Raw genomic sequence first — 14,744 nt, 5'->3', positions numbered from 1 at the left:
CTCCACACCACCCCCGGTGTGTTAGTCTCTCCCCTCAAACCCCATATGTTGGTGGTGTGGCGCCCTGCCCCTCCGGGGGGGGCGGGGGGGGGGTGCTCCGGCACGCGGCCGCGGCCTCCCGGGTGCCGGTGGCGCCACACCCAGAACACCGTGCAGGAGACGAGCGCCCAGCCCGTCAGCACCAGGAACGGGAAGGCGTACTGGTGGCCCTGGTAGTAGACCGCCGTGTGCTGGGCGTTGACCGAGGCGCCGGGCGGCAGCCACCGCCCGATGTGCCCGAGCGCCGAGGGCAGCAGCGGCCAGGACACCGCGCCGCCCGACGACGGATTGCCCAGCAGCACCATGAGCCCCCAGGTGGGGATCATCGCCCAGCGCCCCATGATGGTGTTGAACATGGTGAAGACCATGCCCGAGGCGAACATCGTGAACGCCAGGATCAGCCAGGACTCGACGAACGGCAGGTCCAGCGCGCCGATCAGCCAGTCCACCACCGCGGCGATCGCGAAGCCGCCCAGCAGGGCGTAGGCGACGGTGAAGCCAATCCGTTCGAGCGGGTTGAGCGCGCGGGCGTGCACGCTCAGCTGGATCGCTCCGACGAAGCCGATGATGACGGCCGCGAGCGAGATGTAGAAGAGCGCCAGCCCGCGCGGGTCGCCCTTCTGGAGGGGTTTGACGTCCGTGATCGTCACGGGGATCCCGGTGGCCTTCGCCACCTTCGCTCCGGTCTCGGCGAGCAGTTGGGCGACCGTGGCCCCGCCGGCCCCGGCGATGTCCATGGCCACCCCGGCCTTCCCCGGCCGCACGGTCACGAAGACCTTCTGCTCCTCCATCGCCTGGCGCGCGGCGCCCCGGGTGGCGTACGGGTGCAGTTGGAGTGAGGCGTCGAGAGCCTTCTCCATCCCCGCGATGAACTCCGTCCCGCCGCGGTCGCCGACACCGCTGACCACGGCGGCGGGAATCCGGCGCGGCGTCGGGTCGGCCATCGTGTAGGTGTACGAGCCGGCGAAGAGTCCGGCCGCGGCGGCGAGGATGAAGACCAGCACGAGCGCGGGGACGTACGGCGACTGCTTGTACGAGGCCCACTTCTCGGCCCGCGTCGGGGGCCTGCCGTGCGCGCCGTGCGCGGGCGGCTCCGCAGCCCCGTCGTCGGCGCTCACGCGTCGTCACCGGTGTCGTGCCGGGCGCGGCTGGGCTGCACGCGCTTCGGTTCGCCCGGCATCTTGGGGTACTCCGGCGGATAGGGCAGGTCGCCGAGCTCGTGTTCGTGCTCGTCCCGCCGCGCCAGCTCCAGCACCTGGTCGAGCCGGAAGGCGTGGTCGTCCATGTCCGCGTGCAGGTCGCCCACCTCGGCGTACCGCACGGGCATGGTCCGGAGGTCGAAGTCGCGGGGCTCGGCGTCGTCGATCTCCTCCCAGCGCAGCGGGGCGGAGACCGGGGCGTGCGGGAAGGGACGCACGGAGTAGGCGGAGGCGATGGTGCGGTCGCGGGCCGTCTGGTTGTAGTCGACGAAGATCCGCTCGCCCCGCTCCTCCTTCCACCAGGCCGTGGTCACCCGGTCCGGCATCCGGCGTTCCAGCTCCCGGCCCACCGCGATGGCCGAGCGCCTGACCTGGGTGAACGTCCATTCCGGGACGATCGGGACGAAGACGTGGATGCCGCGCCCGCCGGAGGTCTTGGGCCAGCCGCGCAGCCCGTGGTCCTCCAGGACCGAACGCAGCTCGTGGGCCGCCCTCACCGCATCGGCGTAATCCGTGCCGGGCTGCGGGTCGAGGTCGATGCGCAGCTCGTCGGGGTGGTCGGTGTCCGCCCTGCGTACCGGCCAGGGGTGGAAGGTCAGGGTGCCCAGGTTGGCGGCCCAGAGGACGGCCCCCAGCTCGGTGGGGCACATCTCGTCGGCGTGCCGGCCGCTGGGGAACTCGATCCGGGCGGTGGGGGTCCAGTCGGGGAGGTTCTTCGGCGCCCGCTTCTGGTAGAAGAAGTCGCCCTCGACGCCGTCGACGAAGCGCTGGAGGGTGGTGGGCCGCTCGCGCAGGGCACGGAGGATCCCCGGCCCCACGGCCCTGAAGTAGTCGGCCACGTCCCTCTTGGTGTAGCCCTTCTCCGGGAAGTACACCTTGTCCGGGTTGGACAGCCGTACGGCCCGTCCGTCCGCGTCCAGCTCCACCGCTGCTCCTGCTCCCATGTCGGACACCGTAGGCCGGGCCCACATATGCCGCATATCGGAGGACGTGCTCCGTGCGGTGGGCGAGAATCGGGGCCATGGACCTGCCGGTGATGCCTCCTGTGAAGCCGATGCTCGCCAAGTCCGTGTCCGCGATTCCCCCCGGCATGCAGTACGAGGCGAAGTGGGACGGGTTCCGGGCGATCGTGCACCGGGACGGCGACGAGGTGGTGATCGGCAGCCGGACGGGCAAGCCGCTCACCCGCTACTTCCCCGAGGTGGTCACCGCCCTGCGGGAGAACCTGCCGCCCCGCTGTGTGGTCGACGGCGAGATCGTCCTGCCGTACGAGGGGCGGCTGGACTTCGACCGGCTGAGCGAGCGGATCCATCCGGCCGACTCCCGGGTGCGGACGCTCGCCGAGCGGACCCCGGCGAGTTTCGTCGCCTTCGACATCCTCGCCCTGGACGACGCCTCGCTGCTCAGCACCGTGCAGACCGAGCGGCGGACGGTTCTGGAGGAAGCCCTGGCCGGAGCCTCGGCACCCGTCCATCTCGCCCCGTCCACCAGGGACCCGGCCCTCGCCCGGGAGTGGTTCGAGCGGTACGAGGGGGCGGGACTCGACGGGGTGGTCGCCAAGCCGCTCGACCTGCCGTACCGCCCGGACGTGCGTGCCATGTACAAGATCAAGCACGAGCGGACCGCCGACTGCGTGGTCGCGGGGTACCGCTTCCACAAGAGCGGCCCCGTGGTCGGCTCGCTGCTGCTCGGTCTGTACGACTCCGGGGGCGCCCTGCAGCACGTGGGTGTGTGCGCGGCCTTCACGATGAAGCGGCGTGCCGAACTCCTGGAGGAACTCGACCCGTTGCGCATCGAGCCGGCGGACCACCCGTGGGCGGCCTGGGCGGACGCGGCGGCGCACGAGGGGTCACGGCTGCCGGGCGCTCCGAGCCGCTGGTCGGGCAAGAAGGACCTGTCCTGGGTGGCCCTCGCGCCCGAGCGGGTCTGTGAGGTGGCGTACGACCACATGGAGGGCGACCGTTTCCGCCACACCACCCAGTTCCGGCGGTGGCGGCCGGACCGCACCCCCGGCGGCTGCACCTACGCGCAGCTGGAGGAAGTGGTGCGGTACGACCTGTCCGAGGTGCTCGGCGCCGGCTGACCCGTCAGGCGGTGGGGGTGGGGCAGGGGTCGTCCGGGGGCGCGTCCGTGGGGGCTGTCTCCGTGGTGGGCGTGGGACAGCCCGGGTCGGAGGTGCTGGGGTCCGGGTCTGGGGTGGTGGTCGGGTCCGGGGTCGTCGTCGGGTCGGGCGTGGTGGTCGGGTCCGGGGTCGTCGTCGGATCGGGGGTGGCACCGGTGTCGGTGGGGTCGGGGGTGGGTCCGGGGTCCGTGGGGCCCGTGGGGTCCGGGGTGGGACCGGGGCTGCCGGAGTCCGTGGGGGCGGGGGTCGGTGAGGCGGAGGGCGTGGGTGTGGCGCTGGGCTGCGGGCCGACGATGATGCCGCCACCGTGACCGGGGTCGCTCGGACTGCCTGGGCCTCCCACCGGCGCCTTGGGGGCGTGGGGGCTGCCCGCTCCGGGGCTCTTCGGGACGACACCCCTGCCGTCTGCGACGGAGTGGACGCCCTTGCGGTAGAAGTCCAGCCAGGACAGGACCGTGCGCAGATAGGTGTCCGAGTGGTTGTAGCTGAGGACCGCCCTGTCCAGATCCGCCTGGACGGACAGCTTCCGGTTCCCCGCGCAGAGGTAGTGGCCCGCGGCGAGCGCGGCGTCCGCCACGTTGTTCGGGTCCTTGCGCCCGTCACCGTTGCCGTCCCTGCCCCAGTGCGCCCAGGTGGACGGGATGAACTGCATCGGCCCGACGGCCCTGTCGTACGTGGCGTCGCCGTCGTAGGCACCGCCGTCGGTGTCCGGGATGTGGGCGAAGCCCGCACCGTTCAGCACGGGCCCGAGGATCGGGGTGAGGGTGGTGCCGGCGGTGTCGACCCGTCCCCCGCCCGCGTGACCGGACTCCACCTTGCCGATGGCCGCAAGCAACTGCCAGGGAAGGCGGCAGCCGGGGTCGCTGCGGCCGAGCGCGCTCTGCGCGTTCCGGTAGGCCGCCAGGACGGTGGCGGGGATGCCCGCCTCGGCCCGGGACTGCACCACGGCCGGACCGGGCTTCCTCGCCCCGGTGGGCGCCGGCGGCTCCGGTGACCGGAGGGGCGGCAGCTCCGTGTGGTAGCTGTCGTCGTTGGGCACCTCGGTCCAGACGACGTCGTCCGACGCCACGTTCTTCATGTCGTCGGCGGCGGCGCCCGCGAACCCCGGGGCCTGGGACGCGGTGAGCGCCGCCATGGCGGCGACCGCGGTGGCCGTGCCGGCGAGACCGCGGCGCATGGTTCCGTCGAACCTCATGTGTCCTCCTTCTCCTCGGTCAGCGCGTGAAGGTGTCGATGGCCGCGATCCGCCAGGTGTCACCGCGGCGGACGGCGTCCACGGCGAACATGGCGGCGGCGTACGTCGTCTCCTCCGCCTTGCCGGTGCGGGTGTTGCGCTGGTCGGCGAAGACCAGCAGCCGGGCCCGGTCGCCGTCCAGCAGCTCGACCCCGCTCTCGGTGACGGTCGTGGTGAGCACCTGCTTCTGCTTCGGCGCCTGTGCGCGTACCTCGGCGAGCATGTCCTTGTGCTGCTGGACGGCCTTGCCCGTCAGGTACTTCTGCGCGGCGAGGTCCGCCTTCCCCGGCGAGGCGTAGGTGTAGGAGAAGACCGCGCCCACGGCCTCGGTGATCTGTCCCTTGACCTCGCTGGTCCGGCTGATGTCGGTGAGGGCGGTGTTCTGCCGGGTCGGGTCGTCCCGGAGCGCCGCGGCGGAGGTGAACGCCCAGGCGGCGGAGGCTCCGAGGAGGACGGTGGCCGCGCAGAGCACTGCGGGGAGCCGGACGCGGAGGCGGAGCAGTCTGCTGCGGGGGCGTTCGTCCCCGGCGGGCTCGCCGGCCGCGGCGGACCCGTCAGCTGCTTTGTTGGTGGGCTCGGGGGCCTCGGCTGCGGTTCCCGCGTCCGGTGCGCCGGGTCCTGCGTCGGCTTCCGGTCCGGCCGCGGCACCGGGCTGCGGCTCCTGCACCGGGGCCGAGTCCGTGCGCGGGGCCGTGGCGACGGTGGCGAGACGGCGGCGGCGGTTGACGAGGTGTCGGGTCGTCGACATGTCAGTGGTCCTCTCGGGGCGGGACGGTCGGGCGGGTTCAGCCGGCGGTGTTGCCGACCGGCGCCTGTCCGAGGGCGCTGAGCTTCCACCCCTCGGAGGTGCGGGTGAGCTGCCCGAGCATCCGGCTCTCCTTGACCGCGGGCTTGCCTTCGGGCGCGGTCACGGTGACCCGTAGCGCCACCATCACCCCCGCCTTGCCGGCCCTGTCGTCGAGCTCGGTCACCGCGCCCGACAGGATCCTGGCGGTACTGACGGTCCTGGCCGCCTCGATCTGCTTGACGAAGGCCTCCCGCCCCTCGACGAGTTGCTGGTGCAGATCCCCGGTGGTCGAGTCCTCCCAGCTGTCGAGCCCCTTCTCCACCTGTGCGTGGTCGAGCGTGTTCATGTTCTGCACGGCCTGCTCCCCCGCGGCCAGGGCGTCGTCGCGTGCCTCGGCATAGGCCGCCGAGCCGTCGTGCCCGGCGTCGTAGCGCGACCAGCCACCCCATCCCGCCGCGCCGGCCGCCGCGACCGTCAGCACGATAGCCGCCACCACCAGCGGATTCCTCGTCGTCCGTACCCGTGCCATTGGTGCTTCTCCCCTACCTGGAGGTGATGTCGACGATGACCCAGCGGCTGCCGCGCAGTTCCGCCGTCACCGAGAGCTGAGCCGCCGCCGTGGTGGGCGCCTTCCCCTCGCGCTCGTACACCTGGTCGAGAAAGACGAGGAGGTGGGCGCTGCGGGTGCCGAGCCGGGTGACCCCGGCGCGTACGGCCTGCGAGGTGAGCGTGAGCTTCTGGTCGGCCGCCTGCTTCTCCACCTGGCCGAACAGTGCCGCGTACTGCTGCAACGCCCTGCCCGCGAGGAGCCGCTTCGCGGACCCCTTGGTGGCGGCGGTTCCCTGCGGGCTGTACGAGAAGACCTTGCCCAGAGCGCTGCTCACGTCGCCCACGACCCGGGTGGTCTCCGCGGTGTCGGTCAGTGCGCGGTTCGAGGTGGCCGGGGTGTCACGCAGGTGCCGCGCCTCGACCAGGAGGACCGCGCCGACGGCGAGCAGGGCGACGGCCAGGACCACCGCGAGCCCGCGCCGCCAGGCCGCCCGGCGAGGCGTGCCCGGCTCCTGGCCGGTGTCGGTCTCCCCGTGCTGTACGTCCTCGTCCCGGCCCGGGGCCGAGGAGGCGTCCTCGATCGTGGTTCCTCCGGTCCGTCTCATCCGCCGCTCCCGACCGGTATCGCGTCCAGTGCCTTGATCTTCCAGCCGTCCCCGGTGCGGGCCAGGGTCGCCTCGAAGCGTTTGCGCTGCGTGCCGGCCTTGCCCGTGCGCGGGGTGATCTCGACGTCCACGGTGGCGATCAGCGCCGCTGTGCCGGCCCGTTCGTCGAGTGCGGTGAGCGCCGCGTCGGTGACCTTGCCGCGTGCGGTGGCCCCGTCCTCGGTGAGCCTGGCGGTGTCCTTCTTCCGGGTGCTCTCCAGCCGGTCGCGCAGCGGGCCCGTCGAGGCGGCGAGCCAGGCGGCGTGTCCGGACGTCACGCTCGCGGCGCTCCCGCCGTCCATGCTGTTCAGCCGGGCGAGGTGTCTCCTGCCGTCGGCGATCGCGGCGTCACGCGCCTTCGCGTAGGCCAGGGTGTCGTCGCCGCGCGCCTGCGCGTAGGACCAGCCGCCGAAGGCGCAGACGAGCACGGCCGCGAGCATGCAGGCCCAGCCGCTCAGGCTCTTGGTACGGGGGTTCACGCGCCACCCCCCAGTCCCAGCAGGCCGGCCATGCCGTCGGCCGCCTGCCCGGTGTCTCCGGTGGCGCCGAGGGCGCCGGGCAGCCCGGCCCCGTCGGTGCCCGTGAGCAGTGAGCCGGGCTCAGCCGGTTCCGGCACGCCGCCGCCTCCGGGGGCGTTCGCGCTGCCGCGGACGTTGATACCGCTGCCGGGCGGGGAGGCGCAGCGCGCCTTGGTGTTGACCGCCGGTGCGGCCGAGAGGTCCTTGCCGGGGCGGTAGGTGGTGGAGCCGTATCCGGCGGTGCAGGGCAGCGGCTCGAAGAAGGTGACCGACATCCCGAACCGGGCCTCCCCGCTCTCGTCGATAATGCTCGCCCCCGCCGCGGCGACCGCGGGTACCTTCACCAGGAGCTCCTCCAGCCCGCGCTGCCGGGTGACGGCGACCTCGGACGTGGTGAGGAGGTTGGCGACGACCACGCCGAAGCCGGGTTCGAGGTCGCGCAGGAGCCCGCTGATCTGGGCGGTGGCACCGGGCGCGGTGGCGATGAGCCGTCGCAGGTCGGTGTCGGATCCCTTGAGTTCGGCGGCGAGTTCCTCGGCGCCGGAGGCGAATCCCTTGAGGGCTTCGCCCTGTTCGGCCTGGGTGCGCAGCACCGTCTCGCCGTCCGCCATCAGTCTGGTGGTGGTCGGCAGGGCGTCGTCGGCGGCGTCGACGAACTCGCTTCCGGTGTCGAGCAGGACCTGGAGGTCGTCGCCGCGCCCCTCGAACGCCGCGCCGAACTCCTCGACGACGGTGCGCAGGGCCTCGGCGTCGACGGAGGCGGAGAGGTCGTTGACGCTGGTGAGGACGTCGGTGACAGGCGCGGGAATGGTGGTGTCGGCCTGGTCGATGACCGAGCCGTTCTCCAGGAACGGGCCGTCGTCCCGGGTGGGCCGCAGATCGACGTACTGCTCACCGACGGCGGAGAGACTGGCGACCACGGCGTGCAGGCTGTCGGGGATGGGCGGCGCGTCGTCCTCGATGCGCAGTTCGGCCTCGACGCCGTCGTCGGTGAGCTCGATCGGGCCGACCCGGCCGACGGAGACGCCCCGGTAGGTGACGTTGGAGTGGGTGAACAGTCCTCCCGTCTGCGGAAGTTGCACCTTGACGGTGTAGTAGCTGCGCAGTCCGACGTAGTGGCCGAGGTCGGCGTACCGGACGCCCAGGTAGCCGAGGACGAGCACCGCGATGATCAGGAAGGCGATGTTCTTGAGCCGGGTGGCGAGGGTGATCATCAGCGGGTGCCCTCCGTACCGGTCGCGGTGACCGAGGGAAGCGGCAGGGGCAGCGCCGAGCCGGATTTCCGGGCGCCTGTCGGCCCCGGGGCGTCCGGGGTGAGCGCGGGGATGATCTGTGTGCCGGGCATGGCGGTGACGTCCAGGTAGACGTTGAGGTAGTCGCCCTTCACCCCGCGCAGCACCTCGTCCGTGAACGGGTAGGTGAGCAGCACCTGCAGGGAGTCGGGGAGGTCGTCGCCGGAGTCGGCGAGCGCGGTGAGGGTGGGGGCGAGGGCCTTGAGGTCGGCGATCATGTCGGCCTTGCTCCTGTTGACCGTGTCGACGGCGACGGTGGAGAGCGTGTCGAGCGAGCGCAGCATGGTGAGCAGTGATCCGCGCTGCTTCTCCAGGACCTTCAGACCGGGGCTGAGTCCGGTGAGCACGGTCCCGACGTCCTGCTTCCGGGTGGCGAGGGTGGCGGCCAGCCGGTTCACGCCGTCGAGCGCGTCGGTGATGTCCTCCTTGTGGGTGTCCAGGTCCGTGACGAGGGTGTCGACGCGGTTCAGCATCGAGCGGATCTGGGGTTCCTGGCCGGCCAGTGCCTTGTTGAGTTCGGTGGTGATGGTCTTCAGCTGGGCGACACCACCTCCGTTGAGGAGCATGGACAGGGCGCCGAACACCTCTTCGACCTCGGGATTGCGGTTGGTGCGGACGAGCGGGATCCGGTCGCCGTCGGACAGCGCGCCCTGGGCCGTGCCCTCGGCGGGCGGGGAGAGCTGGACGTACTTCTCACCGAGGAGGCTGGACTGTTCGAGGTGGGCGTAGGCGTTCGCCGGCATCCTGATCTTCCCGTTGATCCTCATGGTCACCTTGGCGGTCCAGCTGCCCGGGGTGAGGGAGATCTTGGTGACCCGGCCCACGGCCACGTCGTTGACCTTGACGGACGACTGCGGTGCGAGGCTGAGCACGTCGCCGAACTCGGCGGTGATCTCGTACGGGTGGTCGCCGAGGTCGGCTCCGCCCGGCAGCGGCATCTGGTCGATGCCGGGGAACGAGGGGAGGCCGGTGGTCGTGGCGACGAGGGTGAAGCAGACGCCGGCGGCGACCAGGGCGCCGAGGCCCGCGACCACACGGGTGCCGGTGGTGCGCGCGGCGGGGCTCATCGGTCCCCCTCCTTGTTCTCGCCGGGGGCGGTCTTCTTCTTCGGGTCCCCCGTGTCCGCCGGGGTGCCGTACACGGTGCCGACCGCGGGCAACGGCAGGACGGGCAGGGCCTTCTGCCGGGTGGCGTCCACCGGAGCGAGACCGTCGAGGCCGGCGATCTGCGACTCGGGTTCGACGAGCGGTCCGCCCATGGACAGCTCGTTGAGGTTCGTACGCCCGTTGAGGGTGCGGTTCGCCGGGTCGTAGGCGTTGAGCACGTTGCCCGCCGCGAGCGGCAGCGTGTCGAGCGACTCGGCGAGCGAGGCCCGCTGGTCGACCAGGGTCTGGGTGAGCGGCACCAGGAGGTCCACGTTCTCCTTGAGGGAACCGCGGTTCTTCTGGATGAAGGTCTTGACCTGGCCGAGCGCGGTGCCCAGTTCCCTCAGTGCCGCGCTGAGGTTCTCCTTGTCGTCGGCGAGGAAGCCGGTGACGGAGTTGAGCTGCTGCTCGGCGGCGCGTACGTCCCCGTCGTTCTCCTTCAGCATGGTGGTGAAGGTCTGCAGGTAGGACAGCGTGTCGAAGAGGTTGCCGCTGCTCCTGTCGAGCGTCTTCGTCGCCTTGCCGAACTGCTCGATGGAGTCCCCGATGGCCTCTCCGTTGCCCTTGAGGTTCTCGGACCCGGTCTTCAGGAGTTCGGAGAGCGCACCGTCGGCATTGGCGCCGTCGGGGCCGAGCGCGGTGGAGAGTTCCGTGATCGACTCGTAGAGCTGGTCCACCTCGATGGGTGTGGCGTTGTTCGCGGCGGGGAGGACGGCGCCCCCCTCCAGCCGCGCTCCCCCGGTGTAGGCCGGAGCGAGCTGGACGTACCGGTCGGCGACGAGGCTGGGGGCGACGACGAGGGCGTGCGCGTCCGCGGGGACCTCGACGCCCTTGTCGAGGCGCAGGGTGATCCGGACCTCCTTGCCGTGCGGTCTCACCGATTCGACGGTGCCCACCTTCACGCCGAGGACCCGCAGGTCCGACCCCGGGTACACGCCGGTGGCCCGGTCGAAGTAGGCGGTGACGGTCGTCGTCCCCTCCTGGTCCATGGCCGCCACGCCCGAGCCGACGGCCACGGCCACGACGGCGAGCCCGGCTCCGATGCCGATGATGCGGGTGCGTCTCATGTCAGCGGCCCCCCTGTTTCGGCGGCATGCAGTCGTTCGTCGGGGGCGTGTCCTTCGGCAGGTAGTCCTTGGGGACCACCCCGCAGACGTAGTTGTCGAACCAGCGGCCGTTGCCGAGGGTGTTGCCGACGAGGCGGTTGTACGTACCCGCCATCGAGAGCACCTTGTCGAGGCTCTTTCGGTTCTTCACCAGGACGGTGGTGACCCGCCCCAGCGAGTCGAGGGTGGGCTTCAACTGCTTGTTGTTGTCGGTGACCAGGCCGGTGAGCTGGGTGCCGAGGTCGCGGGTGCCGGTGAGCAGCAGGTGGATGGAGTCGCGCCGGGCCTGGATCTCGCCGAGGAGCAGGTTGCCGTCCTCCAGCAGGGTCTCGAAGCTGCTCTTCTTCGTGGCGAGCGTCCTGGTCAGCTGCTTGCTGCCCTTGAGGAGGGTGGCGAGCTGTGCGTCGCGCTCGGAGACCGTCCTCGACAGCGCGGAGAGCCCTTCCGCGGCGCTGCGCACGTCGGGCGGTGAGTCCTTGAAGGTGTCCGAGATCGTCTCGAAGCTCTGGGCGAGCTGGGCGGTGTCGATCTCCTCGATGGTCTCGCCGAGTCCGTTGAACGCCTGGGTGACGTCGTACGGGGAGGTGGTGCGGCTCGACGTGATGCGGGAGTCCGGGTCCTGCGGGGCGTCGCCGAGCGGGTCGACGGCGAGGTACTTGTCACCCAGCAGGGTCTTGATGGCGATTCCGACGGTGGAGGAGTTGCCGATCCAGGCGTCGTCGACCTCGAAGTCGACCTTCACCTTGGCTCCGTCGAGCGAGACGCCGGTGACCTCTCCGACCTTCACACCTGCGATCCGCACCTCGTCGCCGGCGTCCAGCCCGGCGGACTCGGTGAAGTCGGCGCTGTACGCGGTGGAGCCGCCGATGAAGGGCAGTGCGTCGGCGCGGTAGGCGGCGAGGCCGAGGAGGGCCAGGACGACGAGTCCGACGACGCCGATGGCGACGGGGTTCCGCTCCCGTACGGGCTTGATCCTCATCCCGTGCACCTCGATCCGCCGATCGTGATGCCGGTGGGCGGGGCGCTGCCGTCCTCGGTCGTCACACCGGCCACCTTCGCCTCGCAGAGGTAGAGGTTGAGCCAGGACCCGTACGAGGTGAGTCGGGTGATCGCCTCCATCTTGGCGGGCGTCTTCTTCAGGAAGCTCTCGATCGTCGGTGCGTTCCTGTCGAGCTGCCCGCTGAGCCTGCCGAGCTCGGCGATGTCCTTCTTCAGGGGTGCCCGGCCGTCCTGCAGGAGGTCCGCGGTGACGGTGGTGAGCGCGCCCATCGCCGTGACCGCGTCGCCGAGCGGTTTGCGGTCGCCGGCGAAGCCCTTGACGAGCTTCTCCAGGGTGACGACGAGGTCGTCGAATCCCGCCTCGCGGTCGTTGACGGTCGTGAGAACCGTGTTGAGGTTCTTGATCACCTCACCGATCACCTTGTCCTTGGCCGCGACGGTGCCGGTCAGCGATCCGACGTGGGAGAGGATGCTGTCGACGGTGCCGCCCTCTCCCTGGAGGACCTGCACGATGGAGCCGGCGAGCTGGTTGACGTCCGGCGGGGAGAGCCCTTCGAAGAGGGGCTGGAAGCCGTTGAAGAGCTGGGTGAGGTCGAGCGCGGGCGTGGTGCGCGAGAGCGGGATCGTCGCCCCGGACCTGAAGGTCGCGCCCACGGGCCCGGTGCCCTGGTCCAGGTCGATGTAGCGCTGGCCGACCATGTTGAGGTATTTGATCGACGCGGTCACCGAGGCGGGCAGGTCGCGGCCCTCGTCAACGGCGAAGCCGACTTCCGCCTGCCGCCTGTCGGCGACCCTGATGGACTCGACCTGCCCGACCTTGACGCCCGCGATCCTGATGCTGTCACCGACGACCAGTCCGGTGGCGTCGGTGAACCTCGCCTTGTACGAGACGGTGTCGCCGACCCCGGTGTTGGCGATGGACAGGGCCAGGACGGTGGTGGCCAGGGCGGTCACCACGACGAAGACGAGGGACTTGATGAGCGGTCCCGCGAGGGATCGGCGCTTCACTTGAGCTTCACCTCCGCACCGCGGAAAGCCGGACCGATGAGCACGCTGCTCCAGTCGGGCAGGGACTGCGGCTGGACTTCGAGTGAGGGGGCGACGAGCTCGTTGACGAGCCGGCTCTCCTCGGGGGAGTTCGGCACGCCGAGCGCGCTGTCGGTGGCCGGGGCTTCGGCCGCTTCCCCGGCATCGGCGTCCGGTGCCGGGGCGGAGGCCCTGCGTGCGTCGGCGGTCGGGACCGCCCTGCCGGTGTAGGGCACCGAGTAGCAGTGCGGGCCGCCGGTCGCGCCGTAGACCGGGGTGTCCTTCCCGGCCACGTACTTCCCCTTGGACTCCACCACCTTGACGGTGACGTGGAGTCCCGGCTCGTCGGTGCCCTTGCCGAGCGCCTTGTCCATGGCCGGGACGAACCCGGCCATGGTGCGCAGGGTGCAGGGGAAGGAGTCGGAGTACTCCGCGAGGAGCTCCAGGGTGGGACGGCCGGACGCGGAGAGGCGGATGAGGTTGTCCTTGTTCTTCCGCAGGAAGGCGGTGACGTCGTTCGCGGAGGCGGTGGTGGATCCGTAGAGATCCGCGAGTTCCGCCTGCTGTTCCGCGATCGTGCCGCTGGTGGTGGTGAAGTCGGTGAGGGCGTCCAAGACGTCGGGAGCGGCGTCGGCGTAGAGGTGGCTCACCTTGACGAGTTCCTTGATGTCCGCGTTGAGCGTGGGGAGTTGGGGGTTGAACTCCTTGAGGTGCGCGTCGAGGGTGACCAGGGTGTCGCCGAGCTTGTCGCCGCGCCCTTCGAGCGCCTGGGAGACGGCGCCCAGCGTCGCGGCGAGCTTCTCCGGCTTGACGGCGGTCAGCATCGGCAGGACGTTGTCCAGGACCTCCTCCAGCTCGATCGCGTTGCTGGAGCGGTCCTGCGGGATCACCGCCCCGGCCCGCAGGGTCTCGGCGGAGGGGACGGCGGGAGGCACCAGGGCGACGAAGCGTTCCCCGAAGAGGGTGGTGGGCAGCATCTGCGCGGTGACGTCGGCCGGGACCTGCTCGAGCCGGTCCGGCTGGATGGCGAGGGTGAGGCGTGCCCCGTCACCGTCGGACGCGATGTGGCGCACCTCGCCGATGACGACGCCGCGCAGCTTCACCTCGGCGTTGTCGTGCATCTCGTTGCCGACGCTCCCGGTGCGTACGGTCACGGTGGCGTCGTCGGCGAAGTCCTTCTCGTACACCGAGACCGACACCCATACGAGCACGACGGGCACGAGCACGAAGGCCACACCCGCGAGTCTGCGGCGCACCGTCTGCGCCGTGGAGGAGGGCATCAGCCGGCCACCTTCACCGTTGTCGTCGCGCCCCAGATGGCGAGTGAGAGGAAGAAGTCGGTGACGCTGATGAGCACGATGGCGTTGCGCACCGACCGGCCGACGGCGACGCCCACTCCGGCGGGGCCGCCGGAGGCGTGGAAGCCGTAGTAGCAGTGGGCGAGGATCACCAGCACGCTGAAGATCAGCACCTTGAGCACCGACAGCAGCACGTCGTCCGGGGAGAGGAAGAGATTGAAGTAGTGGTCGTAGGTGCCCGCCGACTGCCCGTTGAACAGGACCGTGATGTAGCGGGAGGCGAGGTAGGAGGAGAGCAGCCCGATCGCGTAGAGCGGGATGATGGCGACGACACCGGCGATGATCCGCGTGGTGACGAGGTAGGGCATGGAGCGCACGCCCATCGCTTCGAGGGCGTCGACCTCCTCGTTGATCCGCATGGCGCCGAGCTGGGCGGTGAAACCGGCGCCGACGGTCGCGGAGAGGGCGAGGCCGGCGACGAGCGGGGCGATCTCCCGGGTGTTGAAGTAGGCGGAGATGAAGCCGGTGAACGCGGAGGTGCCGATCTGGTCGAGGGCGGCGTATCCCTGGAGGCCGACCACCGACCCGGTGGCGAGGGTCATCGCGATCATCACGCCGATGGTTCCGCCGATGACACCGAGGCCACCGCTGCCGAAGGCGACCTCGGCCAGGAGCCGCTGGACCTCCTTGAGGTAGCGGCGCAGCGTCCTCGGTATCCAGATCAGGGCGCGTACGTAGAAGGTGAGTTGTTCGCCGGAGCGGTCCAGCCAGCCGAGCATCGACATC

The 14,744-nt window shown here is 71.0% G+C and carries 15 protein-coding genes; 1 reads left to right on the top strand and 14 read right to left on the bottom strand.

Features of this window, described 5'->3' with window-relative positions:
• Both ACFUNE_RS28425 and ligD read right to left on the bottom strand, forming a co-directional pair.
• Positions 1-1,157, bottom strand: a 1,157-nt coding sequence (locus ACFUNE_RS28425) for a hypothetical protein (protein ID WP_383573916.1), incomplete at its 3' end; no start/stop codon positions are given.
• Positions 1,154-2,164 carry a non-homologous end-joining DNA ligase gene (ligD, locus tag ACFUNE_RS28420; protein ID WP_383574136.1) on the bottom strand — a complete coding sequence of 337 codons (1,011 nt, stop codon included), beginning with the start codon at positions 2,162-2,164 and terminating at the stop codon, positions 1,154-1,156. The genes ACFUNE_RS28425 and ligD, both read right to left, overlap by 4 nt.
• A 95-nt stretch (positions 2,165-2,259) precedes the next feature.
• Between ligD and ACFUNE_RS28415 the strand changes: the two genes are divergently transcribed.
• On the top strand, positions 2,260-3,321 hold the full coding sequence (locus tag ACFUNE_RS28415; RefSeq protein ID WP_383573913.1) for an ATP-dependent DNA ligase: 1,062 nt from the start codon (positions 2,260-2,262) through the stop codon (positions 3,319-3,321).
• A 4-nt stretch (positions 3,322-3,325) separates the two neighbouring features.
• On the opposite strand, the gene ACFUNE_RS28410 is transcribed toward ACFUNE_RS28415, so the two are convergent.
• The 12 genes from ACFUNE_RS28410 to ACFUNE_RS28355 are packed head-to-tail and all read right to left on the bottom strand — an operon-like array spanning position 3,326 to position 14,743.
• The gene (locus tag ACFUNE_RS28410) at positions 3,326-4,555 is read right to left on the bottom strand and encodes a lytic transglycosylase domain-containing protein (protein ID WP_383573911.1); all 1,230 of its coding nucleotides are present in this window, start codon (positions 4,553-4,555) and stop codon (positions 3,326-3,328) included.
• A gap of 19 nt (positions 4,556-4,574) precedes the next feature.
• Positions 4,575-5,342, bottom strand: coding sequence for a hypothetical protein (locus tag ACFUNE_RS28405; protein WP_383573909.1), 768 nt, complete (start codon positions 5,340-5,342; stop codon positions 4,575-4,577).
• Positions 5,343-5,379: 37 nt separating this feature from the next.
• A complete protein-coding gene (locus ACFUNE_RS28400) occupies positions 5,380-5,877 on the bottom strand; it encodes a nuclear transport factor 2 family protein (RefSeq protein WP_383573908.1) in 498 nt (165 codons plus the stop codon).
• A gap of 46 nt (positions 5,878-5,923) precedes the next feature.
• Positions 5,924-6,535, bottom strand: coding sequence for a hypothetical protein (locus ACFUNE_RS28395; protein WP_383573906.1), 612 nt, complete (start codon positions 6,533-6,535; stop codon positions 5,924-5,926).
• Positions 6,532-7,053, bottom strand: a complete 522-nt coding sequence (locus tag ACFUNE_RS28390) for a hypothetical protein (RefSeq protein ID WP_383573904.1) — start codon at positions 7,051-7,053, stop codon at positions 6,532-6,534. The genes ACFUNE_RS28395 and ACFUNE_RS28390 overlap by 4 nt, the downstream gene beginning before the upstream one ends.
• A complete protein-coding gene (locus tag ACFUNE_RS28385; protein WP_383573902.1) occupies positions 7,050-8,306 on the bottom strand; it encodes an MCE family protein in 1,257 nt (418 codons plus the stop codon). The genes ACFUNE_RS28390 and ACFUNE_RS28385 overlap by 4 nt, the downstream gene beginning before the upstream one ends.
• Positions 8,306-9,451 carry an MCE family protein gene (locus ACFUNE_RS28380; RefSeq protein WP_383573900.1) on the bottom strand — a complete coding sequence of 382 codons (1,146 nt, stop codon included), beginning with the start codon at positions 9,449-9,451 and terminating at the stop codon, positions 8,306-8,308. Before ACFUNE_RS28380 ends, ACFUNE_RS28385 begins: the two co-directional genes overlap by 1 nt.
• The gene (locus tag ACFUNE_RS28375) at positions 9,448-10,596 is read right to left on the bottom strand and encodes an MCE family protein (RefSeq protein ID WP_383573898.1); all 1,149 of its coding nucleotides are present in this window, start codon (positions 10,594-10,596) and stop codon (positions 9,448-9,450) included. Before ACFUNE_RS28375 ends, ACFUNE_RS28380 begins: the two co-directional genes overlap by 4 nt.
• Before the next feature lies 1 nt (position 10,597).
• Complete coding sequence (locus ACFUNE_RS28370) at positions 10,598-11,614, bottom strand: MCE family protein (protein ID WP_383573896.1); 1,017 nt, start codon at positions 11,612-11,614, stop codon at positions 10,598-10,600.
• Positions 11,611-12,642: an MCE family protein gene (locus ACFUNE_RS28365; RefSeq protein WP_383573894.1), complete on the bottom strand. Its 1,032-nt coding sequence runs from the start codon at positions 12,640-12,642 to the stop codon at positions 11,611-11,613. The genes ACFUNE_RS28370 and ACFUNE_RS28365 overlap by 4 nt, the downstream gene beginning before the upstream one ends.
• Positions 12,639-13,940 carry an MCE family protein gene (locus tag ACFUNE_RS28360; protein WP_383573892.1) on the bottom strand — a complete coding sequence of 434 codons (1,302 nt, stop codon included), beginning with the start codon at positions 13,938-13,940 and terminating at the stop codon, positions 12,639-12,641. The genes ACFUNE_RS28365 and ACFUNE_RS28360 overlap by 4 nt, the downstream gene beginning before the upstream one ends.
• Positions 13,940-14,743 (bottom strand): MlaE family ABC transporter permease, encoded by an 804-nt coding sequence (locus ACFUNE_RS28355; RefSeq protein WP_383573890.1) that lies wholly within the window; start codon positions 14,741-14,743, stop codon positions 13,940-13,942. Before ACFUNE_RS28355 ends, ACFUNE_RS28360 begins: the two co-directional genes overlap by 1 nt.
• Position 14,744 lies beyond the last annotated feature (1 nt).

The organism is Streptomyces sp. NPDC057287, assembly GCF_042667905.1.
In the GTDB taxonomy this organism is placed as follows: domain Bacteria; phylum Actinomycetota; class Actinomycetes; order Streptomycetales; family Streptomycetaceae; genus Streptomyces.
The sequence above is the reverse complement of the archived record's forward strand: the minus strand, read 5'-3'. Positions and strand labels throughout refer to the sequence as shown.

Excerpts from the sequence above, each read along its gene's own strand:
- ACFUNE_RS28395 (WP_383573906.1), bottom strand. The coding sequence starts at position 6,535 with ATGAGACGGACCGGAGGAACCACGATCGAGGACGCCTCCTCGGCCCCG.
- ACFUNE_RS28385 (WP_383573902.1), bottom strand. The coding sequence starts at position 8,306 with ATGATCACCCTCGCCACCCGGCTCAAGAACATCGCCTTCCTGATCATC.
- ACFUNE_RS28405 (WP_383573909.1), bottom strand. The coding sequence starts at position 5,342 with ATGTCGACGACCCGACACCTCGTCAACCGCCGCCGCCGTCTCGCCACC.
- ACFUNE_RS28410 (WP_383573911.1), bottom strand. The coding sequence starts at position 4,555 with ATGAGGTTCGACGGAACCATGCGCCGCGGTCTCGCCGGCACGGCCACC.
- ACFUNE_RS28415 (WP_383573913.1), top strand. The coding sequence starts at position 2,260 with ATGGACCTGCCGGTGATGCCTCCTGTGAAGCCGATGCTCGCCAAGTCC.
- ACFUNE_RS28380 (WP_383573900.1), bottom strand. The coding sequence starts at position 9,451 with ATGAGCCCCGCCGCGCGCACCACCGGCACCCGTGTGGTCGCGGGCCTC.
- ACFUNE_RS28355 (WP_383573890.1), bottom strand. The coding sequence starts at position 14,743 with ATGTCGATGCTCGGCTGGCTGGACCGCTCCGGCGAACAACTCACCTTC.
- ACFUNE_RS28375 (WP_383573898.1), bottom strand. The coding sequence starts at position 10,596 with ATGAGACGCACCCGCATCATCGGCATCGGAGCCGGGCTCGCCGTCGTG.
- ACFUNE_RS28360 (WP_383573892.1), bottom strand. The coding sequence starts at position 13,940 with ATGCCCTCCTCCACGGCGCAGACGGTGCGCCGCAGACTCGCGGGTGTG.
- ACFUNE_RS28370 (WP_383573896.1), bottom strand. The coding sequence starts at position 11,614 with ATGAGGATCAAGCCCGTACGGGAGCGGAACCCCGTCGCCATCGGCGTC.